The organism is Pontibacter lucknowensis (assembly GCF_900156415.1).
Lineage (GTDB): Bacteria > Bacteroidota > Bacteroidia > Cytophagales > Hymenobacteraceae > Pontibacter > Pontibacter lucknowensis.
Genome location: NZ_FTNM01000004.1, coordinates 81,781 through 105,037, shown reverse-complemented (window position 1 = coordinate 105,037; position 23,257 = coordinate 81,781). Strand labels below are relative to the sequence as shown.

Below are 23,257 nucleotides of genomic sequence, written 5' to 3'. Positions count from 1 at the left end.
AAGAAATATGCATTTTAACATACCTTCGCGAGCCCTATACCGTGTTTTCGGCACGCTCGTACTCTTTATAAGTATCCTATACCCTGCCGCTGCCCAGCAACTGACGGGCACAGTGGTAGACAAAGCCACCAACTCCCCGCTTATCGGCGCCAACGCCGCCTGGAAAGGCACCACCAAAGGCACTTCCACTGACGCAACCGGCAGCTTCTCCCTGCAGCTCAGCGACGCCGTTACGCCGGAGATTATTGTGTCTTACTTAGGATATAAGCCGGATACCATCGATGTCAGTGGCAAAACCGCCATCATGATTTCCCTCAGTCCGACAAGTTCTCTCAAAGAGGTAGTGGTCGAGGGGCAGCAAACACGCTACTCCGCCCTCACGCCAACCAACTCGCAGATCATCACGACGCGTGACCTGGAGAAATCAGCTTGCTGTAACCTGGCTGAGAGCTTTGAGACGAATGCCTCCGTAGAAGTCAGCACGACTGACGCGGTTTCAGGAGCCAAGCAGATCCAAATGCTGGGACTGGACGGTTCCTATACCTTGCTCACCACCGACAACGTCCCCGCCCTGCGTGGCCTCTCCACCCCCTACCGCCTCAACTATCTGTCAGGCACCTACATCGAGTCGATTGATATTATTAAAGGTATGGGCTCGGTGCTGAACGGCTATGAATCGATTTCGGGGCAGGTGAATGTGAAACTGAAGGATCCGGAGAAAAGTGAGCGGCTATACCTGAACCTGTATGGCAACAGCCTCGCCAAGTTCGACGCCAACCTGAACGTGTCGGCGCAGGTAAGCCCGAAGTGGAGCACCATCCTGATGTTACACTCGGACCACCTGGGCAACCGCGTGGACCGCAACAAGGACGGCTTTATGGACCTGGCGCTGGGTACGCACCACAATGTATATAATAAGTGGAAGTATACCCACGGTGACTGGGTGTCTGAATTCGGTATCAATGCGCTGCGCGAAACCAAGCTGGGCGGACAGATGGACTATGTAAAAGGTGAACCAGTGGGGCCTAACCAGCGCTATGGCACCGAATCGGAGACGGACCGCTTGTCTTTCTACAACAAGACTTCCTATACCTTCCCGGGCCGGCCATACCAGAGTCTGGGCTTTATCTCCTCAGGCGTGCACCACAAGTTCAATTCGCTCTATGGCCGCCGGGCTTACAATGGCGAACAGAACACCGGTGATTTACGCTTTATTTTCCAGTCCATCATCGGGCACACAGGCCATACCTATAAAGTAGGCGCCAGCTTCCTCTACGACGACTATACCGAGCGACTGGAGCAAACCAGACTGGCCCGCACCGAGCAAGTACCGGGCATTTTCGCGGAGTACATCTTTAACAATGCCGAGAACCTGACCATCGTGGCCGGCGCCCGCACCGACTTCCACAACCTCTATGGGACAGTGTTCACCCCACGCCTGAACGTGAAGTATGACCTTACCCAAAACACCATTTTCAGGGTGGCGGCAGGCAAAGGCTTCCGGGTAGCCAATCCAATTGCGGAGAACACGGCGGCTTTGGTGAGTAACCGCGCCTTTACGTTCCGGGAAACGCTGGAGCCGGAAAAGGCCTGGAACCTAGGCGGCTCTTTCACGCAATACTTTGAGCTGGGCGGTCGTCCGGGCGCTTTCATCACCGACTACTACTATACCACCTTTCAGAATCAAGTAGTGGCCGACATGTTTAGTAGCGCCAACCAGGTGGAGTTTTACAACTTGCAGGGCCGCTCTTTCTCGCGCAGCTTCCAAGCGGAACTGCAGTACGAGGTACTAAAGGGCTTTGATGTGAAGACGGCCTACAAGTATTACGACGTGCAGACCACCTACAACGGCACACTGCAGCAGCGCCCGATGATTCCGCAGCACCGCTTTTTTGTGAACCTCGGCTTTGCCACGCCATTCGACAAATGGCGTGCCGACCTAACCACGCAGTACTTTGGACAAATGCCGCTGGCTTACATGGAAGGCCATAGTGGTGCAGCCAACGTGCGGCAGTCCGACGCTTTCTATACCCTGAACGGACAGGTGTCGCGGGCTTTCAAACGCTGGGAAATTTACGTAGGCGGTGAAAACCTGTTGAACTTCCGTCAGCCGGAGGCGATCAGAGGAGCAGACAATCCTTTCGGCCCTAACTTCGACGCGAGCATGGTATGGGGACCGATTACCGGACGGGTTATCTATGCAGGTATGCGTTTCAAGATCGAATAGCGGCACATCATTTGCACAGCTCCAGCAACCCTAATAGAAACTAAATCATTATCATATATCTAACATTCACCAACAATAATTCACATTATGAAAATCTTCAGAAACCTCGGATTAGCACTCGTTATGTTCTTCGCTACGTTGAGCGCACAGGCTCAGAACGGCAACGAGAAAACAGTTCAAATCAAAACTTCAGCTGTGTGCGGCATGTGTAAGAAGAGCATTGAAAAAACAATGGCTTACGAGAAGGGCGTTAAGAAATCGAACCTGGACGTGGATTCAAAGATGCTGACTGTAACCTACGACCCGAAGAAGACCAACGAGGACAAAATCCGTAAGGCAGTGAACGACACAGGTTACGACGCCGACGACAAGCCAGCTACGCCACGTGCTTATAACAAGCTGGACGATTGCTGCCGCAAGGAAGCTGGCGCGCACTAAATTCGTCCATACCTTACAAAGCAAAAGGGTAGCTAACACAAAGTCGGCTACCCTTTTGCTTTATACAGCTGCCACCACGGCAGGTACGGTTTGTCGTGGTGCTCGTAATGGTAGCCGAAAAAGTAGCAACTCACAAAGGCCCACAGGTGGTTCTTGGCCTGCGTACCGGATTTGTGCCTGTTATCTGGCGCATGCTCACCCCGGTGCGGCAGGTAGGTACCGAAGTAAAACAGCTGAAAAGTCGCTAGAATAGCTGGCACCATCCAGAACATAATCACATTCTCGAGCGGAAAAAAAAGCTGCAGCACATTATAGGTAATAGCCATCAGCACGATTTGCCACCACGTGATGTAGTTTTTCAGAAAGCTGTAGTACCAAGGCCAGAAAGAGCCGTGGTGGTAGTCGGGGTCTTCATCCGTCGCCACGTGCTTGTGGTGCTGGTGGTGTTTAGGCAGGAGCCTCGGGTACCAATTGTAGGCAAAAAGAAAGGCCGTGACGGTTCCGATGAAACGATTCAACTTGGGGCGGCCGGGAGCGGCAACGCCGTGCATGGCATCGTGGGCGGTGATAAACAACCCCGTATATAGGTGCGTCTGCAGCAGCATGAACAAGTATGGCAAAGGCGATGCAAAGTCAACCGGAAAGCGCAACAGGTATGCGAGCAGCACAAACCAGCACGCCACGATGATGGCAGCAATGGCTATCCCTCTGTTGTCTCTATTGATTGTTTTTGCCATTTGATTCTTTGACGGCTGCACCCTGGCTATACCTACATTGAGTGTTTAACTTCGGGTATACCTGCCTAAATTTAAGCTTTGGCTATACCTATTTTTCCGCAGCCCCAACCCATACCTGACTATACCGCTTCCTTCAGCAAGGTATCACGCACCTTCTCCATCAGCCACATGGGTGTAGAAGTTGCCCCGCAAATACCCACTTTGTCTCCGTCGGCAAACCACTCGGGTTGTATTTCTTCTACCTTCGAAACAAAATATGTAGCCGGATTCGTGTCTTTGCATACCTGATAGAGCACTTTGCCGTTGCTCGACTTGGTGCCCGACACGAAGATAATCTTATCAAACTGGGCGGCAAACTTTCGCAGGTCTTTGTCGCGGTTCGATACCTGGCGGCAGATGGTGTCGTTGGCGTCCACTTCGTAGCCTTTTTGCTCCAGTGTGTCTTTTATGTTGTAGAAGCTGTTGGTGCTTTTGGTGGTCTGGCTGTAAAGCGTAATTTTAGGCGGCAACTCATGTTGCATGAGTTCGTCCAGATTCTCAAATACCACGGCCTTGTTGCTCGTCTGCCCCAAAAGGCCCATCACCTCAGCATGCCCATGCTTGCCATAGATGAAGATCCGCTCGTCTTTGTCGTAAGACGTTTTAATTCGGTTCTGCAACTTAAGCACCACGGGACAGGAGGCATCGATCAGGGTCAGGTTGTTCTGCAGGGCCACATGATAAGTCGCAGGGGGTTCACCGTGGGCACGTATCAGCACGGCCTCGTCACGCAGCTCCCGCAGCTGAGCGTGGTCGATAATGCGCAGGCCCCGCTTCTGCAGGCGCTCTACCTCCACGTCGTTGTGCACAATATCACCCAGACAATAAAGATACCCTTGCTCTTCGAGCAGGTCCTCAGCCATTTGGATGGCATAGACCACGCCGAAGCAAAAGCCTGAGTTAGAATCGATCGTGACTTGAAGGTTTCGCATATACCTTTATACAGCCAAGCGTTGATATTGTTTAAGAGCGAAGCGCTGTTTTAAGCCTTCATAAATCGAAATTGTCAGCAAAAGCATCAGCATGGAGTACATAGAGTCCTCTACAGGTATAGATACAATGCGGATACTCAGGTTGTGGCTGTTGTTATACCAAACTATTGGCAAGTAAGTCAAAACACCATTTACCAGCAGGAACGGAACCAGGTGCACCATGTAGGCCAGGTAAAACCGCCCTAGTCTTTCTGTGTTGAAATAGTAATAGTGCACCCCCAGCATAGCGGCCAGCAAGGTAAAGGTGATGGAAGTATAGAGCTTTTCTAAATTAAAGACCGCCAGAAGCAAGAGCACAGGTATAAGCGCAAAGGTTATTACCTTGGCGTAAGGCTGGAGCAGGTCTTTGGTGATGTAAGCATTGAGACAGTCGTAGATAAAGACGCAGGCATAAGGCACTGTGATGAAGAAAAGCACCTCCTCAAGCGGCAGGTTAAAGATGTAGACACCTACCAGATATTCCGGATTGAAGCCCCATACACCAGCTTGGGTGAAGAGTTCGTCCCAGATAATAAACAGGACAGCGTTGATAATGATGGCAGGCCACAGGTATGGCCAGTTTTTATAAAAAGCCACTTTCCTGTCGAAGGAGAGCAACAGTGGAAACAGGATAGTGAAGATGTTCAGGTACAGGTAGAGTGGCATGCGGCTTATATGGGTATGCTTTTGATTTTTCTTTTTTCCTGTTCGGTGCAGTGGTCTTTCGTTAGCATGAAATCCCGGATGTCGCGGGCCATGTCATTGGACAAACCGGATTTCGGGTGACGCTCCAGCCCGGCGATGATCTTGGCTTTGTCGTCTTCCAGGTTCTTGCTCATGTTCAAGTAGCGCGGCACATAGTGCTCTACTGTGAAGCGCAGAAATCTTATTTCCGGATTGCTTGCGTTCAGTTGAACGGCCTGCTCAAATATCTCCGAAGACCGCTGCAGGTGCTTCATTTTCATATAAGGATTCCAAACATGTTTCGCCATAATGGCTTCCGAAACTGCCTTGTAAGCCAGCACCACAGGGTTATTATCCTCGTAGTCACTCATCAGCTTGTGAAACTCCTTGCCAGCTTTGCTGTTCTGACTCGCCTCCAGGAACTGCACACGCAGGTCAGGCAACTTGTAGGACTTGGTATTATCGGCCAGAGCCGTAATGTAAAAAAAGAGTAAAAAGGGTAATATCAGTAAGCTATTCTTCACGATTCAGATGGCGTTTAGTTGGTACCTGAGATAAGAGCCCAAAAGTAAGGCTAACTTTGTATTATCAGGTACTCTTACGCGCTCATTCAAGATATGGGTTGCCGGCAGCCCTTTGATTTTGTGGAAAAGCTTGAGGTAATACACATAGGCAAGGTATACGCCCATGCGGGCAGAACGCGGCAAACCAAGTATACCAACGTAGGCGTCTTTGAAGTCCTGCGCGATGTCGGCTTCTATTTCTTCTTTGCTTGCATTGTTGAAGGTACGGATGTCCACCGCCGGAAAATAGACTCTGCCCCGGTCCTTAAAGTCGCTCTGCATATCGCGCAGGAAGTTCACCTTCTGGAAGGCAGCCCCCAGACTGCAAGCTGGTTTCTTCAGCCGTTCAAACATCTCCTGATCTCCCTCACAGAACACCTTCAGACACATCAGCCCCACCACTTCAGCCGATCCGTAGATGTACTCTTTGTACAGCGCCGGATCGTACACATGGTCTTCCAGATCCATGGCCATGCTGTTCAAAAAGGCTTCGATATACTCGCGGTCGATCTTATACTCATTCACCACGCACTGAAAGGCATGCAGCACGGGGTTCAGGCTTATACCTTGCTCAATGGCTTCAAAAGTCTGCTTACGGAACTCGCTGAGCAGTTTGCGTTTGTCGAAGTCATGAAAAGTATCCACAATCTCGTCGGCGCAGCGCACGAAGCCATAGATGGCATAAATGGGCTGATGGAATTTGCGGTGAAGTGTTTTTATTCCAAGCGTAAAGGAGGTACTGTACGCCTCCGTTATAAGCTTGCTACAGTTCAGGCAGGTGTCTTTGTATAAATCCATAGTTTTATCTGGGGCGTTACTTACTCATTATTTCCCGCTGACCCGCAGCCAGCGCATATTCCTTCGCCACTTCCTTTGCCACCACCTGTCCTGAGATAAGCGATGGCGGCACTCCGGGTCCCGGCACCGTCAGCTGACCGGTATAGTACAGGTTCTTTACTTTTTTACTTTTCAGGCTGGGCTTGAGCAGGGCAGTCTGCATCAGTGTATTGGCCAAGCCATAGGCATTACCTTTAAAGGCATTGTAGTCAGATATAAAATCGCGGTGGGCGTAGCTGCGCTTAAACACCACAGCGCTGCGCACATCCTGCTTCGTCAGGTGCTCCAGACGGTTCATAATAATGTCATAGTAGCGCTCACGCAGCTCCTCTGTATCTTCCAGATCAGGCGCCACCGGCATCAGCACAAACAGATTCTCACAACTGTCCGGGGCCACACTATCGTCTGTCACTGACGGAGCTGACACATAGAAGAGCGGCTTGGCCGGCCACTTAGGATCTGAGTAAATTTCGTGCGCATGCGGCCCGAAGTCTTCGTCAAAGAACAGGTTGTGGTGCCGCAGGTTATTAAGCTTCTTTCCTATACCCAGGTAGAAAATCAGGCAGGAAGGCGCCATTACACGCTTGCCCCAGTATTCCTCGGTATAACTACGTAGAGCCGGAGCTAAAAGGTGGCGTTCTACATGATGATAGTCAGCGCTGGCCACCACCACATCGGCTTCAAAAGTACCCGAAGCAGTGTGTACGCGACGGGCTATACCTTGCTCCACCTCTATCTCCTGCACATCCTGGTTATAAAGAAAAGCCACGCCTTTCTCCTCTGCTAGCTGCACCATGCCCTCGATAATCTTGTACATACCGCCCATCGGGTACCAGGTCCCGAGGCTGATGTCAGCATAGTTCATCAGACTATACAGGGCGGGCGTATTTTGCGGCAGCGCTCCGAGGAACAACACCGGAAACTCCATTAGTTTGATGATTTTCTCATGCGAAAAGAAGCGGCGGATGTGCGCGTGTATCGACTGAAACACATCCATGCGGAGCACATCCAGCAAAAGCTGCAGGCTCATGAATTCGCTCATCGAACGACCGGGTTTGTACACAAGCTGGTTTATACCTACTTCATACTTATAAGCGGCCTGTTTCAGAAACTGGTCGAGTCGGGCGGCACTTCCCGGCTCCCATCTCTCAAACAGGGCCTTCAGTTCGTCAAGTGAGGCAGGCACATCCACAAAATCATCTTCACCGAAGACCACAGTATAAGATGGGTCGAGGCGCACGAGGTCGTAGTAATCAGAAACGGATTTGCCGAATTTGTTGAAGTAGGACTCAAACACATCGGGCATCCAATACCAGCTTGGCCCCATGTCGAAGGTATAGCCTTCGGCTCCGAAGCTGCGGGCACGGCCTCCCGGGGTGGCATTCTTCTCCAGCACCGTTACTTCATAGCCCTGGTCAGCCAGGCTGGTGGCAGCCGAAAGGCCTGAGAAACCGGCACCAATCACGATTACTTTTTTTGACATCATTTAGAAATTTACTAAAAAAACTAGTTTAAGTTGTTTTTAGTCGCCATAAACCTGCAGCATCTTCTTCAACTCCTTGCGGGCGATATGGATGCGATTTTTCACCGTGCCAATCGGAATATTCAGCTCCTCGGCAATCTCGAGGTATTTAAACCCAATGTAATACATCATGAAAGGGGTACGATGCTCTTCATTTAGCCTGGCAATGGCAGCCTTGATATCGCTCATGACGAAGGCAGCTGTGCCTTTGTTTACCGTCACAAAGCTATCATCAGTATTCAGGTACTGCAGGTACTCCGTACTGTCGATGTTACTGCTGCGCTTGGTGATCTTGTTGTAGTTGTTTATAAACGTATTGCGCATGATCGTGTAAAGCCATGCTTTCAGATTAGTGCCAGCGTTGAACTTCTCCCGATTCGAGAGCGCTTTGAGTAACGTTTCCTGCACTAAGTCTTTCGCGTCGTCCGCATTGCGGGTAAGGTTCATGGCTACCGGCTTCAACGAACCAGCTGCCAGCTGAATGTGGTTGGAAAATTCTAACGCTGTCATAATGTTTAACTTTTTAACCTAATCACTAAACAATTATACGCCGTTAAAAAATAAAGGTCAAATTTTGTTTAATATTTTTTTCATCATATTAAACAATTTATCTCACCTTATATACCCTCAATTTGAACTTTTGCCAACAAAAAAGGCCAAACCCTATCGGATTTGGCCCTTTTTGTTGAACAATAGCAGCTGTATTATTTTGTTTAACTCGCTAGCTCTTTTGCGTTAACACGCGAATAAAATCTTCGATGCAACTGAGTCGGTGTGTGTTTTCGGGGAATACCAGGAAATCGTGCTGCACCTGGTAGCCATACAAGTATATCTGCGCAGCCGGGAAAGTAGCGGCAAGTTTATCTATGTAGTCCTGCACCTGATCGCGCTCAGGTATAATCGTCATGACTGTGCAGATAATATCAGGCTTGAGCTGGTCGTAGGTAAGTTGCAGATCCTTAAATGGCAGATTCTGCCCAAGGTAGAGCACCTGCTGGTGATGCGACCTGATCAGGTAGTTCATGTAAAGCAGGGCAATTTCATGCAGCTCGCCCTCCGGCAGGTATAGCAGGTAAGTTGGCGCGCCTTCTTTGCGCTTTACCACCTGCCCGTCTATAGCCACAATCAGCTTCTGCCGCACCAGGTTACTCACAAAGTGCTCGTGCGCAGGTGTTATATTATTGGTCTGCCACAGGATGCCGATCTTATGCAGGAATGGGTACACCACCTGCAGCATCGCCTGATGAAAGCCCACCTGCAAAGTCACAGTAGAGAAGGATTTATCGAACTGCTCTTCGTCCATGTCGATCATGGCCGTCACCATATTGGTAATATGATGTGAAAGCGATGATGCCTCCTGTTCGGCAAGCTGCTGCACCGTCAGCTTCAGCTGCTCGGGGCTCATCTTGGCTATTTTGGAGATCTTATATCCCTGTTCGTTCAGTAACGAAATATTTAGCAGGGTTTTCAGGTCGGCATCGCTGTAGTAGCGGATGTTGGTGTCGGTGCGCTGGGGACAAAGCACGTTGTAGCGCTGCTCCCAGATGCGGATGGTATGAGCCTTTATACCTGAAAGGTGCTCTAGCTCTTTAATGGTGTATTGCGCCACGTCTGTTCCCCTTGTTGTTTCTGAATGATTGCGTATGCATCCCTGAAATACCTGGGTGCCACCCACAGCATGCCGTAAGACTCGGAGCCGTCGCGCCCCTTGTGCTTATGATGCACCTTGTGCGCTATGTTTAAGGCTTTCAGATAAACATTAGACGTACTTCCGAAAACCCTGATGCGCCTGTGGATGAAAACATCGTGTATCAGGAAATAAGCCACACCGTAGAGGGTAATGCCTGCTCCTATCCAGAAACGGTAATCGATGGGGTCGCTGCCAAACACGAAGAACAGCATGGCCAGGGTACCGTAATAGGCAAAAAACAGATCATTCCACTCAAAAGCGTGCTTATGATGGGTATGGTGGGACTTGTGCAGGAACCACAGAAAACCGTGCAGCACATACTTGTGCATGGCCCAGGCCACACCTTCCATTGCCACAAAAGTAATCAACATGATTCCAAGGCCCATCAGCATACTCATCAAACAACAAGTTTAACAAATGGTTTAGAAACTTTAACAGAAAATTACCAGGTCAGCGCCTCTTTATTCAAAAAAGCCGCAATGCCGCGCTGACAGTCTTCGCTGCCACGGGCCACGGCGTTCATTTCGGCCGCATACTGCAGGCCATCCTCCAGCGACATCTCCTGCACCCGCGCGATCATCTCTTTGGTCACCTCCATGCTCTGACGAGAGTTTTCTTTGCAGAGCTTTTGGGCGAAGCTGAACACACGATCCTCCAGTTCATTGGCAGGCACCACATAATTCACTAAGCCGAAGTTTTGTGCTTCCTCTGCTGAGATCAGGTCGCCGGTGAGCAGCAGTTGCTTGGCACGAGCCTCCCCTATCTTGCGGAGCAGGAACACCTTTACAATAGCAGGTATAAAACCGATCTTCACTTCGGTGTAGCCAAACCTCGCCTCTGGTACAGCAAAAGTGAAATCGCAGATTGCCGCCAGTCCGCAGCCACCTGCTATGGCATGACCGTGCACCTGGGCTATCACTACTTTCTTCAATGTATAGATCAGCCGGAAGAGCTCCATCAAGTGCGTGGAGTCAGCCAGGTTGTCGTGGTAGTCGTATTGCTGCAGGCGCTGCAGGTACTCCAGGTCGGCACCAGCGCAGAACACCTTGCCTTCGGCCCGTAGCACGATCACTTTGCAGGTTTCATCGTCTTCGGCGGCGGCAAAGGCTCGTTTCAGTTCCGAGACCATCTCAGCATTCAGCGCGTTTCGCTTCTCGGATCGGGCCAGGGTGATATATCCTACACGCTCCTTCACTTCGTAATGCACAAAGTCCATAGTTTGCGTGATAGGTGGTTGAGTCGTGTCAGTCATGATTATAGTCTTCTAAATTATAATTCCATATACCGGCGAGCCGGTTTCAGATAATACGCGAGTTAATCAGTAATGCTCGAAAAAGATAAGCAAATTCAGTGAATGTCGCGACAAAATGAGCACAAATTCTTAGTTCTTACACTTCATTTGTTTTTGGCTATTTGTTAATCGATCGCACAACATAACAACTTCCTGCACCTAGTCTAACCATCACTGTCTGCCACACAACATAAATGCTGTAAACCCGTAAAATTTATTTGCTAACGAACGTTAGGTTGTTTACATTTGTTGTTATCTATATAAGGAGTATACTTTGAGCAGGAAAGAACAGATAGAGCAAACGGCTACGGCCTTATTCAAGACCAGAGGTTTTTCGGCCACGTCCATGCGCGACTTGGCCAACGCCTTAGGTATAGAAGCCGCCAGTATTTACTCCCATATCCGTTCCAAAGAAGAGATTCTGCAGCGGGTGTGCTTCCGGATGGCAGACGAGTTCTTTGGTGTTATTGAGGCTGTGAAAGCCGATAATGTCAGTGCCACCGAGCAACTGAAAAGAGCTATCTCGGCACACGTACAGGTGCTGACCCGCAACACAGAGGCATCGGCAGTGTTCCTGCAGGAGTGGCGCCACCTGAGCGAACCATACCACACGGAGTTTCTGGCCCTGCGCGACCGTTATGAAAATTACTTCCGCGAGATCATCCGCCAAGGTATAGCTAGCGGAGAGTTTCAGGTGCCGGACGAGAAGTTTGCCGTGCTCACTATACTTTCGGGGCTGAACTGGATCCATACCTGGTATAAGCCAGAGGGAAAGATGAAGCCGGCCGAGATTGCCGATAACCTGTCGGCCATGCTGCTGAACGGGCTAAAGACGAACCTTAACTAGTTTATCTATACCTAACCCTAGCCGGACTGTACCACCTTAACAGTCCGGCGCTTTTTACTGAACCTTAAAACTGAAAATATTATGTACGGAGGAGGAAACGTTTTCGAAGCCACCAAATTCGACGACCTGCAGACAGAAGATCCTGCAAAGCTGGCCGAGTTTGAAGCACGTATCGCACGAGGCGAGAAGATCGAGCCAAACGACTGGATGCCGCAACTATACCGCAAGCAGCTGATCCGCATGATCGAGCAGCATGCGCACTCTGAGATCATCGGCGCACTGCCGGAAGGTACGTGGATTACCCGTGCCCCTGGCTTCCGCCGCAAGATGGCTCAGATGGCCAAAGTACAGGATGAAGTAGGGCACGCACAGCTACTGTATAGCGCAGCCGAAACGTTGGGCAAAACACGCGAGCAGATGCTCACTGACCTGATCAACGGCAAGAGCAAGTACTCTAACGTATTTAACTACCCGGCCTTTACCTGGGCTGACTCCAACATCATTTCCTGGCTGATCGACGCAGGCGCGATCGTGAACCAGATGGCGAATGCCAAAGGTTCTTATGGCCCTTACTCCCGTGCGTTGGAGCGTATCTGCGCCGAGGAGGCTTTCCACCTGAAGTATGGCCACGATGCGGTAGTGCACATGGCGACAGGCACGCCGAAGCAGCGCGAAATGATCCAAGCCGCCCTCAATCGCTGGTGGCCGCCGATCATGACGTTCTTCGGTCCGTCTGACAAGATGAGCACGCACACCGAAACGCTGATGCGCTGGAAAGTGAAGATGGCCTCTAACGACGAATGCCGTCAGCAGTTCCTCGACATGTACGTGCCGAAGATCTGGGAGCTTGGCCTGACCGTGCCGGATCCGAATCTGAAGAAGAACATGGAGACGGGTCAATGGGAATACACTGAGCCGGACTGGGATGAGTTCAAGCGCGTGATCAATGGCGATGGTCCTTGCAACGCCGAGCGCCTTGCCGTACGCCGCACCGCCGAAGAGCGCGGCGCTTGGGTTCGCAGAGCCCTCCTCAACCCGAAAGCAAAATACGTGAAGCCGTTAGCCTAGAGGCATAACGGTAGTTAAAAGTTGAGAGTAATTTTTCCTTCAACCCTCAACTTTTAACTCTTAACTAACTCAAGCTCTTAACTTAAAAACTATGTCTTTGACATCCTTAGACCCGAGAGTAACCCGACTGAACCTGCCGGAAGAGGCGCCGGCTATTGAGCCGAAGCCGGAACTGGATCAGTTTGAAACATATGAAGCCTTCCATCAGAAGAAAGAAGGCGCTGCACATACCTACGTGGGCCCGGTACACGCGCCGAATGAGGATGTAGCTTTCCTATTTGCCAAAGAACAGTACAGCCGCCGCTTCCCATGCGTGGGCCTTTGGATCGCGCGCACGGAGCATATCCAGGTAACTCCTTATGCTGGTGACGGTGAGAATGTATATGAGATGATGCGCGTGAAAGAGCCGACTGAGCGAAGCGAAGAGGCGGAAGCGTACGAGATCTTCCATTTGAAGAAGCGCGGTAAAGCGCATACCCATGCCGGGCGTGTGATGGCAACTTCTTACCAAGAGGCGTTGCAGGAAGCCCGCCAGGCTTTTGGCGAGAAAGGCCCGATTGTAAACGTGTGGGTGGTAAAGTCAAAACATGTACTGCAGTCAGCGGAAGAGGACAAGGACATGTGGACCACTATACCTGAAAAGAAGTACCGCGAAGCCATTGCCTACAAGGTGATGGACAAGATCACGAAGTATAAAGAAGAACACAAAACGACTGCCCCACAATGAACGAGCTAGCGATAAAAGACCTGTTATACAAACTGGCTGACGACCAATTGATACTTGGCCACCGCAATTCCGAGTGGACTGGCTTCGGCCCGATACTGGAGGAGGACATTGCTTTCTCGTCGATGGCGCAGGACAAGATTGGCCACAGCCTGGCCTTCTATACCTTGCTGCAGGAGCTTGGCGAAGCTGATCCGGATACCGTTGCCTTCACCCGCAACGCCAATCAGTTTCACAACAGCCAACTTGTGGAGCTACCGAATGGTGAGTATGATTTCAGCTTGATTCGTCACTTCCTGTACGACAATGCCGAGATCATTCGCTTCGAAATGCTGAGTCAGTCGAGTTACGAGCCGATTGCCAAAGTAGCCACCAAACTGAAAGGCGAAGTGAAGTACCACGTGCTGCACGCCAACACCTGGATCAAGAACCTGGGCTCTTCAACTGAAGAAGCCATTCTGCGCCTGCAGTCCTCGCTGAACGAGGCTATACCTTACGCACTGGGTATGTTCGAGCCATCGAAGTACGAGCAGGAGCTGATCGATGCTGGCGTATACGCTGGCGAAGAAGCCGTGAAAGCTGAGTGGTTGAAGCGAATTGAGGCGGTAATAGAAAAGACAGATCTGAAGTTGCCGGATCTTGCCACAATAGAACCGAAAATGGGTGGACGATACGGTGAGCACACTGAGCACCTGCAGCCACTACTCGATGAAATGGCCGAGGTGTTTAAGATCGACCCGACGGCGGAGTGGTAATAACAAAATGGAATTGACGAAAGAGAATATATTGACCCTGTTGGAGGAGGTGAAAGACCCCGAGATACCTGTATTATCTTTGGTGGACCTAGGGGTGATTACGGGTGTGGACATTTCTGACGAAGACCATGTGACGGTGAACATGACTCCAACTTTCGCGGGTTGTCCTGCCATGGACTACATGAAGAAGGATGTCGAGCGTACCTTGGAGAAGCATGGCATCACCAATCACACCGTCATTATGTCTTTCGACAAACCTTGGGACAGCAATAAGCTTTCGGAAAAAGGCCGTCGGCATTTGAAAGAGTTTGGTCTGGCACCGCCTCCTAAGTATGATTTGATTCTGGACTTAGATATACTTGAGCATGTAAAGTGTCCGTACTGCGACAGCGAAAACACGGACCTGCGCACACCTTTCGGCCCCACCCTCTGTCGCTCCATGCATTACTGCAACGACTGCCGGCAGATGTTTGAGCAGTTTAAGCCCTTGTAAATATTTTGATAAGGAAAATGAAATCGCCTGTTGGACACGACGGGCGATTTCATTTTGTCTGAGTCTTTACATAGGGCCCCTACCCCAAGGATTTTCAGGATTTTTCTCCCAGCTACTGAGGTGCACGGTTGGCTAGGTCGCGACTTGTCACTACAGATAATATTGCTGATTGTCATAATTTGTATAATCGAAAACAGGGAAGCCCTCCAGAATCTTGCTCATGGATACTTATTTCAACGCTACTCCCCTCTCTTAAACATCATCACTCCTTTGCCGTCCAATATCATTTCCAACCACTCTTCACTCACCTTATACCTTAACTCCCTATCATTCAACAATTTCAATATCTGATTCTCCACCTCCATATCCGGACAAGCCATTCTGGTCGCAGCGATAGGTCCGAAATTGATTCTGTCGGCAATCGGTTCAAGTGTGCCTGTTATTCTATTACATCCTGTACTCCCCGATACCCTGCCCTCGGCAAGCGATATAACCAAGGTTGGCTGGTTCTGTCCGAAATCTTTTGGATTGATGGCTTTCGCCTGCAATTCCACCAGGTTCCAGGTGCCGTCGAGGCGGGAGTCACGGAGGTACATACCACAACCTCTGTATTCCATGTCGTCTTTCAGTACTGTTACGGTATAAGGAAGCTCTCGCCCTGACATCGTATTAACACAAGTTTCCTTGATCAGCCGGATTTCGAGATTGCCCGAAACGGTCTGTACCCTATACACGACTCCCTTACCCGTTTCTGGCTCTTCTGCAACCGGCACTGGCGTCAGCACACTGCCATCCTCTTCGTCCAGCACCCTAAACTCAATCATTTTATCCAAATCAACTTCCAGTGACCAAAACGGTTCGTTTCCAATGGCGGCAAATTCGATCCCACGTTCGTATTTCTCACGCCACAGCTTAGGACTGTCCTCTGGCTCGTCCGGGTTTTTCCGGCGTAGGCGGTAGGCATCAGCAACTTGTGATTCTATGCGGTTGCCTTCACTATCGAGCATAACCAATGCTTCACCCTCTATGGCAAACTGGTTATTACCAGTGCCCTGCTTATTTAGTTGAACCCTCCCATTGCCCACACCCCAAGTTCCAGACTGCACAAATGGTGTTGCGCTCCGGCCTTGGTACACGAGGCGCTCCCGGTAGGTACTGTCAGGGCTGAGATCCAGGGTATAGTCTACACCCGGACAGTCGGCACAAGGTATAGTTCCTACCCAAGAACCCACGGCTGCCTGGGCGACCTCAGCGTTCGACATCTCCGCATTCGACTGTGAGACGGAAGTTGGAGCAGTTGAACAGGCAGCAACAATGCACAGCAAGAAAATCCCGATGGGGAGCAACAGTTTAAAAGGATTCATTATTCTTCTTGAACAGGTATAGAAATTTCTACGAGGAATAGCCCGGCACAGGTATAGGTGAAATCGTAAAAACGCTTACGGAGCATTACACCTGCGAAACTACTAAATTTACCGGGAGTACATGAAAAAAAGCCCCATCGCTACCTGATTTGGTAACGACGGGGCTTCTGTACAGGTATAGCTATACCTTATATATTGGCCATTTCGCCTTTTACAAAGTCCACCAGACTCTTGATGTACTCGGTGCTGAAGTCGAACTTAATACCAGCAGCTTCATATACCTCACCAATCGAAACGGTATAGCCTAAGCTGAGGGCACGCTTGTAGGCGGCCAGCCCTTCGGCAGGATTCTCTTTGTAGTTTTTCCAAACAGCAATGGCCCCCAACTGTGCCATAGCATATTCTACATAATAGAACGGCACTTCGTAGATGTGCAGCTGCTTCTGCCAGATGAAAGGCTTATACTTCTCCAGTCCGCTCCAGTTCACTTCGAGGTGATTGAATCGTTCAAAAATATTGAGCCACTCCTGATGACGCTCTTCCTGCGTATGGGTCGAGTTTTCATAAAGCCAATGCTGGAATTTATCCACGGTCGCTACCCACGGGAAGGTCTCGAGTACGCTCTCCAGGTGCGTGCGTTTGGCGCGACGCAACTCGTCTTCGTCAGTAAAGAAAGTATCCCAGTAGTCCATTGAGATCAATTCCATCGACATGGAGGCCAGTTCGGCTACTTCTGATGGTGGGTGTTTGAAAGCACCCAGCGTCAGGTCGCGGGTCAGGAAAGAATGTACAGCGTGGCCTCCTTCGTGCAGCATCGTGATCACATCACGCAAACTGGAAGTGGCATTCATAAAAATGAACGGTACGCCAATCTCGTCCAGTGGATAGTTATACCCGCCCGGTGCTTTGCCTTTTCTCGACTCCAGATCCAGGTGCCCCATCTCACGCATCGTAGCCAGACAGTCACCCAGGTAAGTGTCGAGATTATAGAATACCTGTATAGTCTTCTCTAACAGCTCTTCACCAGACGTAAACGGCTCAAGCGGTGCTTTGCCGCTTGGGTCCACATCAAGGTCCCATGGTCGCAGGTCGGCTATACCTAGCTTCTCCTTGCGCTCACGGTCTATACTTGTCAGCACGGGCACTATGGTTTCCTCGATAGACTGGTGGAAATCAAAGCAATCCTGTGGGGTATAGTCGAAGCGTCCCATGGCAGCGAACATGTAGTCGCGGTAGTTGTCGAAGTCGGCGTTTTTGGCCAGCTGTGTGCGCAGTTTCAACAGCTCGTCGAATAGATCATCGAGTTTCTGACGATCCTGTGTGCGGCGCTCCTGTATGGCACGCCACGCTTCCTCACGCACTGCACGCTCGTTGCGCTTCAGTCGGTCTGCGGCACGTTGTAGGGTCATCTCCTCCCCGTCCAGCGTCACGGTCATGGCGCCTGTTATGGCGGCATACTGTTGTTGCTTGGTGCTGATTTCGGTGTTCAGCGGAATGTTTTCTTCACGGAAGATCTCCAGGGCACGCTCCACACCGCGCAGGTAAATACGGTATTTATCTTTGTCGAGACCGGTCACATAAGGCGAGTGCATCAACTTGAGGTTGAGCTCGTGGTCGTAAGGGGCAATCTGGGGTTCTATCTCTGATACGAAATACTGAAAGGCTTTCGTGATATCCTCGTTTTGAGTGTCGCAGGTCATGCGGATGTAGCGCCAGCCCAGGTCTTCGGAGAGCACGCTCTCGAGTTCACTGCGGTCTTTCATCCACTTTTCCAGTTCCTCCACCGAGTTGATGGCACGGCTTTTCAGTTCTTCAAAATATGGCTGTATGGTTTCCCAAGTATCTATTTTAAAGTCTTCGGACAGGTAAACCCGCTTCTTTCGTTCGGGCACTTGTATCATAGCTTCTGTTTTACTCATTGATGGTTCTGTATAAGAAAAGGTAATATATACACTTCTCCTGAAAGTGCAAAAAAAAGCTGCACTATATCTTCATTAAAGATAGTGCAGCCTTACTGAAGTTATAACAGGTATTTTTATCCTATTTCGATGACCACATTGGCAGTCAGCGGATGGCCTACGCAATTGAGCACATAACCTTCGTCCAACTCAGCGTCAGAAAGACCTTCGCGTTCGTCCAGATGCACTTTTCCGCTCAGGCACTTGCCGCGGCAGGCGGTGCACAAACCAGCCTGGCAAGAGTATGGCAAATCCACATCCTGGTCAAGCGCTGCTTCCAAAATGGTCTGATCCGGCTCCACAGTCACGCTGTACTCGGCGCCTTCATAAATGATGGTTACAGTCTGGGTGGTTATCTCACCGTCGTCATCTGAAGAGGACACGTCGCCGTGGTGCTCCTGTTCGTGTTGCTCTACCAGTTTGTTGCTTACAAAGCTCTCCCGAAAAATGCGGTCAGAAGGTACATGCAGCACGTTTAGGGCCTTGCGCACCTCTTCCATCATCCCCTCAGGTCCGCACATATAGTAGAGCGCGTCAGCTGACTTGGCCAGTTGCCGGCGCTCCAGTATTTTCAGTATCACACTCTGGTTCATGCGGCCGCGGTAGTCGCAGGCATGCTTTGGCTGACTATAAATATACTCCACGTGCAGGCGCTCAGGGTGTGCGGACTGGAGTTCCTGTAGTTGCTGCTTGAAGATCACGGAGTCTTCGTCGCGGTTACCGTACAGTAAGGTCACCTTCGTATTCGGCTCCTCGCGCAGGGTTGCTCTGAGCATAGACATCAGCGGGGTAATGCCGCTTCCCGCCCCGAACAGGATAATATGACGGCTCTTATCTGCCTCTGGTACCAGGTTAAAATTACCAAGCGGCTCCATCACTTCAACTTCCTGTCCAACTTGCAGATTATCAAGCAAATAATTGGAAACCAGACCGCCTTCTACACGTTTAACAGTAACTGACAGGCGACTACCCTCATTTGGGGCACAACAGAGGGAGTAGGAACGGCGGACTTTCTTTCCGTCAATCGGAAGGATAAGTGTCAGGAATTGCCCTGCCTTGAATGGAATCGGTTTTTTATCGGGATGTTCTAAGTGTATCGTAATCGCATCTGAGGTTTCGCGGGTTATCTCCACGACCTTCAGCGTGAAATAGGGGCTACTCATATCGTTTTATTAATAGTCTTTTAGGGGGAAACATGGTTTCAAACTGAAAGTTACGACAATCTGGGCTGTTGCGTGAAAATTTAGGCGAATTTTTAAAACCGATTTCACGAATCACGTATTATAACCAAATCATTAACAGAATGAACGGTGAATGAAAAAAAAGCTGCACATTTGTAACATAGTACATACAAGTGCCGTGGCCGGGAAATAACCAACCCCCACATTCCGTTCTTTACCATACAATTACTGAAAACACCAATGCTCTACAAACTAACTCTCAAAAACTGTGAAAAAACCGTAATGGTGGATGACCGCACTTACGAGTATATTCAAAACAACGCCTACCTGCAGCAGATTGAGTTTCTGAAGCACCTGCGTATTCACTCCAACGGTTATGCCTTCTTCCAGAAGAACTGGCCGTTGAAAAATGGCAAGTACCGCAACGAAACCATTTACCTGCACAAAATGATCGGCGAACAGCTGATCGAGAAGCCGGAAAGCAACATCAAGCTTTATGTGCACTTCAAAAACGGCAACAAGCTTGACTGCCGCCTCGAAAACCTGGAATGGGCTCCGCTTTGCAAGATCGTGCGTAACACATCCAAAACGGAGAACAAGTTGGGTGTACGCGGTGTGCACAAAGAGGCACAGAAATACCGCGCCATCATTCACCATAACAAGCAACGCATCAACCTCGGCACCTTCGACACGCTGCAGGAAGCTGCGCAGGCTTACAGCAAAAAGTCAGAAGAGCTTTTTGGCAAAACCAAAAGTCTGAAGACACTCTCCAAGTATGTGGAAGAAGTAGCATAATTCTTCTTATACTTGCGTGACGGTATACCCACCGTCATGTTTACTCATGCTGAATACCGAAAAGAAACTTAGCGACATTCTAAGACGGCACACTGTTGCTTTTGGGCCCGTACTCGATGCGGACCTGAACGGCGAGCACGTGTGCCGTCTTGATTTTACGGCAGCCAACCAGCTATTGCAGCAAACAGACCTGCGCGATACGGGAGCTTTTGATAAAGCCGTAAACCAAATGCTTCAAAAGCGAAATGCCACCATCGGCGTGGGCGGCTACATGGAAAACCGCTTTATCTACCGCCGCAGTCAGCACTTTGATGTGGCTGAAGAGAGTCGTGACCTGCACTTAGGTATAGATGTTTGGCTACCCGCCGGTACCGCTGTGTTTGCTCCGCTTGATGGCAAGGTGCACAGCTTCGCCGATAACGCTAACTTCGGCGACTACGGCCCAACCATCATTCTGGAACACGAACTCGAGGGTGTGACGTTCTATACCTTGTATGGCCACCTGAACATAGATTGCTTGACTGGACTAGCAGTTGGCAAGGAATTCCGCAAAGGCGACAAGATTGCAGAAGTAGGTCCTTACCCTGAAAACGGTGACTGGCCTCCGCACCTGCACTTTCAGGTAATGTGCTCCATGGACGGAAAGCAAGGAGATTATCCGGGTGTGGCACGGCTCTCGGAACGAGCTGTGTATGAAGGCCTTTGTCCTGACCCAAACCTGATTCTGAACTGCCGCCATCTGGCCTAGTTTTGGCTTTGCCCTGGAAATTAACCAAATTTGAACTCTGGCACTCTCTTAATAGGTGCCAGAGTTTTACATTTTAACACAAAGCTCTCCGCATGTTTGACCTTTTTAATTTTGAAGCTTACAGCACTAACATCACCAATTTTGTCATGCTTTACGGCATGCGCCTGGTGGCTGCCATCATTACCCTTTTAATCGGCCTTTGGGTTATCAATTGGCTTAATCGAATGGTATTTAACCTGATGGTGAAAAAAGATGTGGACGTATCGCTGCGTCCGTTCCTGAAGAGTGTGCTTGCCGTTGTCATGCGCGTACTCTTGATCATTCTGGTGATTGCGCAACTGGGTGTCGAGATGACATCGTTCATCGCCATACTGGGCTCAGCAGGCCTGGCCATCGGTCTGGCTTTGCAGGGTAGCCTTTCTAATTTTGCAGGCGGTGTGCTGATTCTTACCATCAAGCCCTTCCGTGTAGGCGACTACGTTGAAGCACAGGGACAGGGAGGAACCGTGCACATGATCAACATTTTCAACACAGTATTGAAAACGCCTGACAACAAAACGATTTTTATACCCAACGGTCCGTTGGCTAACAGTGTGGTGGTGAACTATACCATCGAGAAGACCCGCCGCGTGGAGCTGAAGTTTGCCGTGTCAGTGAACAACGACATTGGTAAGGTGCGCCAGATTCTGCAGGACCTGATCAACGCTGATGAAAGAGTGCTGCCCGAGCCAGCACCTGTGATTGTTGTAACAGATTTTGCCGAACACTCCCTCACATTGAGCGTGCGCACGTGGGTGAACAAAGAAAACTTCTGGGCTTTCTCCTGGGACATGAATGAACGCGCCAAAGCAGCTTTCGAAGAACAAGGTATCCAAATGCCGGTGCCTCGTAGAGAGATGGTGGGTGGCAGCTCAAGCAATGGGCAGACTCCGAAGGCTGTGTCACAGGTATAGCTTAGGTATAGATTTGTGAAAATGGAAACGGCAGCTCTGAGATGGGCTGCCGTTTCTTGTTTTATATACTAATCCGCTTTTTGCTAGACTAATTATTTAATAACATTTCTTTTAATCAAACTTGATCGCACGTACCGGCTTAATACGCGCAACCATAGCGGCAGGAATCAGGATGGCGAGCATGGTCATTACGAGGGTGATGACATTGAGAGCGATAATGATGGCAAAGTTCCAGCTGATAGGAACAGTGTCCATGTAGTAGTTTTCGGGGTCGAGTGGAATGACCTGGAAATAGTATTGGATAACACAGAAGCCCAAGCCAATGACGTTACCCCAGAGCATGCCTTTGAGCGTCAGGCTGAGGCCTCGGAAATAGAAGATTTGCCGTATCTGGGCGTCGGTGGCCCCGATGGCTTTGAGCACACCAATCATGCTGATACGCTCGATGATCATGATGAAAACCGTGGACACCATGTTGAACGTAGCCACGAAAATAATCAACACCAGGAAGATGACCACATTTTTGCGCAACAGCTGCAGCCAGTCGAACAGCTGGGCGTGTCGGTCAGTGATTTTCTCGAGTTGCAGGTCGTAGTTCATCTGGTCGAACACCTGGTCAGCTACCTGGTCAATCTGTTCGAAGTCCTTGAGCAGAATCTCCACACCACCCACCAAAGTATCGGGCCAATTGTTGAGCTCCCGAATCAGTTGCAGGTCACCGATGACGAACACCTCGTCAAACTCTTCCAATCCTGTATTGAAAACCCCTGCTACTTTAAGTTTCCGGGCTCGGGGCGGGTTTTGGATGAAATAGAAAATCGCCTCGTCGCCCACTTTCAGGCGGAGTTTGTTGGCAATTTTCCGACTGAGCATGACGTCTTTGGAGGAGGCAGTGTCTGAGAAAGAAACTACACCTCCCTCGTCCAGGTTAGCCTGCATGGCACTCATGTCATAGTCTTCGCCCACGCCTTTCATCACGACGCCCAGCACCTCGTCTTCAGTTTTGATGATAGCCGTTTTGCGGGCGAAACCCTGTATGTGCTGTATACCCGCTATTTCTTCGGTGCTGTTTATACCTGTGGCCGTGCTGATGGGAGCACCTTCAAAGGAATTGTTCGTGTCGTACTTGCTGATTTGCAGATGCGCCCCGAAGCTGAAAATCTTGTTTCTGATCTCGTCACGGAAGCCTTCCAAAATCGCAAATGACACAATCATGATGGCAATGCCTGCAGCTATGCTTATAATTGCTATTTTTGTCACAGACGTGGTGAAAGAACCTGCCTGTACTTCGGAAATCTTATCAGATATGAATTTGGATACGTTCACTCGCTTGCGTCTAAACTGCCTTAAAGATAGGTATGAATTTTGACTT

The 23,257-nt window shown here is 50.0% G+C and carries 24 protein-coding genes; 10 read left to right on the top strand and 14 right to left on the bottom strand.

Annotation, left to right across the window (positions count from 1 at the left end):
* Positions 1–7: 7 nt before the first annotated feature.
* Both BW972_RS13555 and BW972_RS13550 read left to right on the top strand, forming a co-directional pair.
* Entirely contained in the window at positions 8–2,227 is a 2,220-nt protein-coding gene (locus BW972_RS13555) for a TonB-dependent receptor (RefSeq protein WP_076422533.1), read from the top strand.
* A gap of 87 nt (positions 2,228–2,314) precedes the next feature.
* On the top strand, positions 2,315–2,665 hold the full coding sequence (locus BW972_RS13550) for a heavy-metal-associated domain-containing protein (protein ID WP_040574510.1): 351 nt from the start codon (positions 2,315–2,317) through the stop codon (positions 2,663–2,665).
* 47 nt (positions 2,666–2,712) lie between these two features.
* Here BW972_RS13550 and BW972_RS13545 read toward each other — a convergent pair whose 3' ends face one another.
* The 10 genes from BW972_RS13545 to BW972_RS13500 all read right to left on the bottom strand — a co-directional run bounded on the left by BW972_RS13545 (position 2,713) and on the right by BW972_RS13500 (position 10,924).
* Complete coding sequence (locus tag BW972_RS13545; RefSeq protein ID WP_076422532.1) at positions 2,713–3,402, bottom strand: fatty acid desaturase; 690 nt, start codon at positions 3,400–3,402, stop codon at positions 2,713–2,715.
* Between the two features lie 119 nt (positions 3,403–3,521).
* Positions 3,522–4,373, bottom strand: a complete 852-nt coding sequence (locus BW972_RS13540) for a 4-hydroxy-3-methylbut-2-enyl diphosphate reductase (protein WP_076422531.1) — start codon at positions 4,371–4,373, stop codon at positions 3,522–3,524.
* Positions 4,374–4,379: 6 nt separating this feature from the next.
* Entirely contained in the window at positions 4,380–5,078 is a 699-nt protein-coding gene (locus BW972_RS13535; RefSeq protein WP_076422530.1) for a lycopene cyclase domain-containing protein, read from the bottom strand.
* Between the two features lie 5 nt (positions 5,079–5,083).
* Entirely contained in the window at positions 5,084–5,620 is a 537-nt protein-coding gene (locus BW972_RS13530; RefSeq protein ID WP_007653848.1) for a hypothetical protein, read from the bottom strand.
* A gap of 3 nt (positions 5,621–5,623) precedes the next feature.
* Entirely contained in the window at positions 5,624–6,457 is an 834-nt protein-coding gene (locus tag BW972_RS13525; RefSeq protein ID WP_007653847.1) for a phytoene/squalene synthase family protein, read from the bottom strand.
* A gap of 16 nt (positions 6,458–6,473) precedes the next feature.
* Positions 6,474–7,982, bottom strand: coding sequence for a phytoene desaturase family protein (locus BW972_RS13520; protein WP_076422529.1), 1,509 nt, complete (start codon positions 7,980–7,982; stop codon positions 6,474–6,476).
* Positions 7,983–8,018: 36 nt separating this feature from the next.
* Entirely contained in the window at positions 8,019–8,528 is a 510-nt protein-coding gene (locus BW972_RS13515) for an RNA polymerase sigma factor (RefSeq protein ID WP_007653845.1), read from the bottom strand.
* A gap of 211 nt (positions 8,529–8,739) precedes the next feature.
* Positions 8,740–9,627 carry a MerR family transcriptional regulator gene (locus BW972_RS13510; RefSeq protein ID WP_076422528.1) on the bottom strand — a complete coding sequence of 296 codons (888 nt, stop codon included), beginning with the start codon at positions 9,625–9,627 and terminating at the stop codon, positions 8,740–8,742.
* On the bottom strand, positions 9,600–10,106 hold the full coding sequence (locus tag BW972_RS13505) for a sterol desaturase family protein (RefSeq protein WP_076422527.1): 507 nt from the start codon (positions 10,104–10,106) through the stop codon (positions 9,600–9,602). Before BW972_RS13505 ends, BW972_RS13510 begins: the two co-directional genes overlap by 28 nt.
* 44 nt (positions 10,107–10,150) lie before the next feature.
* The gene (locus BW972_RS13500; RefSeq protein ID WP_076422526.1) at positions 10,151–10,924 is read right to left on the bottom strand and encodes an enoyl-CoA hydratase/isomerase family protein; all 774 of its coding nucleotides are present in this window, start codon (positions 10,922–10,924) and stop codon (positions 10,151–10,153) included.
* Between the two features lie 349 nt (positions 10,925–11,273).
* Here BW972_RS13500 and BW972_RS13495 point away from each other — a divergent pair, with 349 nt between their 5' ends.
* From BW972_RS13495 to paaD, 5 genes are all read left to right on the top strand, one after another.
* Complete coding sequence (locus BW972_RS13495) at positions 11,274–11,846, top strand: TetR/AcrR family transcriptional regulator (protein WP_076422525.1); 573 nt, start codon at positions 11,274–11,276, stop codon at positions 11,844–11,846.
* 81 nt (positions 11,847–11,927) lie between these two features.
* Positions 11,928–12,914 (top strand): 1,2-phenylacetyl-CoA epoxidase subunit PaaA, encoded by a 987-nt coding sequence (paaA, locus tag BW972_RS13490; RefSeq protein ID WP_083674181.1) that lies wholly within the window; start codon positions 11,928–11,930, stop codon positions 12,912–12,914.
* A 91-nt stretch (positions 12,915–13,005) separates the two neighbouring features.
* Positions 13,006–13,641 carry a phenylacetic acid degradation b gene (locus BW972_RS13485; RefSeq protein ID WP_076422524.1) on the top strand — a complete coding sequence of 212 codons (636 nt, stop codon included), beginning with the start codon at positions 13,006–13,008 and terminating at the stop codon, positions 13,639–13,641.
* Positions 13,638–14,393: a 1,2-phenylacetyl-CoA epoxidase subunit PaaC gene (paaC, locus tag BW972_RS13480; RefSeq protein WP_076422523.1), complete on the top strand. Its 756-nt coding sequence runs from the start codon at positions 13,638–13,640 to the stop codon at positions 14,391–14,393. Before BW972_RS13485 ends, paaC begins: the two co-directional genes overlap by 4 nt.
* 7 nt (positions 14,394–14,400) lie before the next feature.
* Positions 14,401–14,886, top strand: coding sequence for a 1,2-phenylacetyl-CoA epoxidase subunit PaaD (gene paaD, locus BW972_RS13475; RefSeq protein WP_076422522.1), 486 nt, complete (start codon positions 14,401–14,403; stop codon positions 14,884–14,886).
* A gap of 239 nt (positions 14,887–15,125) precedes the next feature.
* Here paaD and BW972_RS13470 read toward each other — a convergent pair whose 3' ends face one another.
* The 3 genes from BW972_RS13470 to BW972_RS13460 form a co-directional block, all read right to left on the bottom strand.
* A complete protein-coding gene (locus BW972_RS13470; RefSeq protein ID WP_076422521.1) occupies positions 15,126–16,250 on the bottom strand; it encodes a copper resistance protein NlpE N-terminal domain-containing protein in 1,125 nt (374 codons plus the stop codon).
* A gap of 188 nt (positions 16,251–16,438) precedes the next feature.
* The gene (locus tag BW972_RS13465; RefSeq protein WP_076422520.1) at positions 16,439–18,169 is read right to left on the bottom strand and encodes a M3 family oligoendopeptidase; all 1,731 of its coding nucleotides are present in this window, start codon (positions 18,167–18,169) and stop codon (positions 16,439–16,441) included.
* 116 nt (positions 18,170–18,285) lie between these two features.
* A complete protein-coding gene (locus tag BW972_RS13460; RefSeq protein ID WP_076422519.1) occupies positions 18,286–19,371 on the bottom strand; it encodes a ferredoxin--NADP reductase in 1,086 nt (361 codons plus the stop codon).
* A gap of 258 nt (positions 19,372–19,629) precedes the next feature.
* On the opposite strand from BW972_RS13460, the gene BW972_RS13455 reads away from it, so the two are divergent.
* The 3 genes from BW972_RS13455 (at position 19,630) to BW972_RS13445 (ending at position 21,885) form a co-directional block, all read left to right on the top strand.
* Positions 19,630–20,184 (top strand): HNH endonuclease, encoded by a 555-nt coding sequence (locus tag BW972_RS13455; RefSeq protein ID WP_040573668.1) that lies wholly within the window; start codon positions 19,630–19,632, stop codon positions 20,182–20,184.
* A gap of 46 nt (positions 20,185–20,230) precedes the next feature.
* Entirely contained in the window at positions 20,231–20,932 is a 702-nt protein-coding gene (locus tag BW972_RS13450) for a peptidoglycan DD-metalloendopeptidase family protein (protein WP_076422518.1), read from the top strand.
* A gap of 92 nt (positions 20,933–21,024) precedes the next feature.
* On the top strand, positions 21,025–21,885 hold the full coding sequence (locus tag BW972_RS13445; RefSeq protein ID WP_076422517.1) for a mechanosensitive ion channel family protein: 861 nt from the start codon (positions 21,025–21,027) through the stop codon (positions 21,883–21,885).
* A gap of 111 nt (positions 21,886–21,996) precedes the next feature.
* Here BW972_RS13445 and BW972_RS13440 read toward each other — a convergent pair whose 3' ends face one another.
* Positions 21,997–23,145 (bottom strand): ABC transporter permease, encoded by a 1,149-nt coding sequence (locus BW972_RS13440; protein WP_234986381.1) that lies wholly within the window; start codon positions 23,143–23,145, stop codon positions 21,997–21,999.
* Positions 23,146–23,257: the final 112 nt, after the last annotated feature.

What these genes read in the sequence shown, in the direction of transcription:
- BW972_RS13555 (WP_076422533.1), top strand. Translation starts at nt 8, where the DNA reads ATGCATTTTAACATACCTTCGCGAGCCCTATACCGTGTTTTCGGCACG.
- BW972_RS13550 (WP_040574510.1), top strand. Translation starts at nt 2,315, where the DNA reads ATGAAAATCTTCAGAAACCTCGGATTAGCACTCGTTATGTTCTTCGCT.
- BW972_RS13545 (WP_076422532.1), bottom strand. Translation starts at nt 3,402, where the DNA reads ATGGCAAAAACAATCAATAGAGACAACAGAGGGATAGCCATTGCTGCC.
- BW972_RS13540 (WP_076422531.1), bottom strand. Translation starts at nt 4,373, where the DNA reads ATGCGAAACCTTCAAGTCACGATCGATTCTAACTCAGGCTTTTGCTTC.
- BW972_RS13535 (WP_076422530.1), bottom strand. Translation starts at nt 5,078, where the DNA reads ATGCCACTCTACCTGTACCTGAACATCTTCACTATCCTGTTTCCACTG.
- BW972_RS13525 (WP_007653847.1), bottom strand. Translation starts at nt 6,457, where the DNA reads ATGGATTTATACAAAGACACCTGCCTGAACTGTAGCAAGCTTATAACG.
- BW972_RS13520 (WP_076422529.1), bottom strand. Translation starts at nt 7,982, where the DNA reads ATGATGTCAAAAAAAGTAATCGTGATTGGTGCCGGTTTCTCAGGCCTT.
- BW972_RS13515 (WP_007653845.1), bottom strand. Translation starts at nt 8,528, where the DNA reads ATGACAGCGTTAGAATTTTCCAACCACATTCAGCTGGCAGCTGGTTCG.
- BW972_RS13505 (WP_076422527.1), bottom strand. Translation starts at nt 10,106, where the DNA reads ATGAGTATGCTGATGGGCCTTGGAATCATGTTGATTACTTTTGTGGCA.
- BW972_RS13500 (WP_076422526.1), bottom strand. Translation starts at nt 10,924, where the DNA reads ATGGACTTTGTGCATTACGAAGTGAAGGAGCGTGTAGGATATATCACC.
- paaA (WP_083674181.1), top strand. Translation starts at nt 11,928, where the DNA reads ATGTACGGAGGAGGAAACGTTTTCGAAGCCACCAAATTCGACGACCTG.
- BW972_RS13485 (WP_076422524.1), top strand. Translation starts at nt 13,006, where the DNA reads ATGTCTTTGACATCCTTAGACCCGAGAGTAACCCGACTGAACCTGCCG.
- paaC (WP_076422523.1), top strand. Translation starts at nt 13,638, where the DNA reads ATGAACGAGCTAGCGATAAAAGACCTGTTATACAAACTGGCTGACGAC.
- paaD (WP_076422522.1), top strand. Translation starts at nt 14,401, where the DNA reads ATGGAATTGACGAAAGAGAATATATTGACCCTGTTGGAGGAGGTGAAA.
- BW972_RS13470 (WP_076422521.1), bottom strand. Translation starts at nt 16,250, where the DNA reads ATGAATCCTTTTAAACTGTTGCTCCCCATCGGGATTTTCTTGCTGTGC.
- BW972_RS13465 (WP_076422520.1), bottom strand. Translation starts at nt 18,169, where the DNA reads ATGAGTAAAACAGAAGCTATGATACAAGTGCCCGAACGAAAGAAGCGG.
- BW972_RS13460 (WP_076422519.1), bottom strand. Translation starts at nt 19,371, where the DNA reads ATGAGTAGCCCCTATTTCACGCTGAAGGTCGTGGAGATAACCCGCGAA.
- BW972_RS13455 (WP_040573668.1), top strand. Translation starts at nt 19,630, where the DNA reads ATGCTCTACAAACTAACTCTCAAAAACTGTGAAAAAACCGTAATGGTG.
- BW972_RS13450 (WP_076422518.1), top strand. Translation starts at nt 20,231, where the DNA reads ATGCTGAATACCGAAAAGAAACTTAGCGACATTCTAAGACGGCACACT.
- BW972_RS13445 (WP_076422517.1), top strand. Translation starts at nt 21,025, where the DNA reads ATGTTTGACCTTTTTAATTTTGAAGCTTACAGCACTAACATCACCAAT.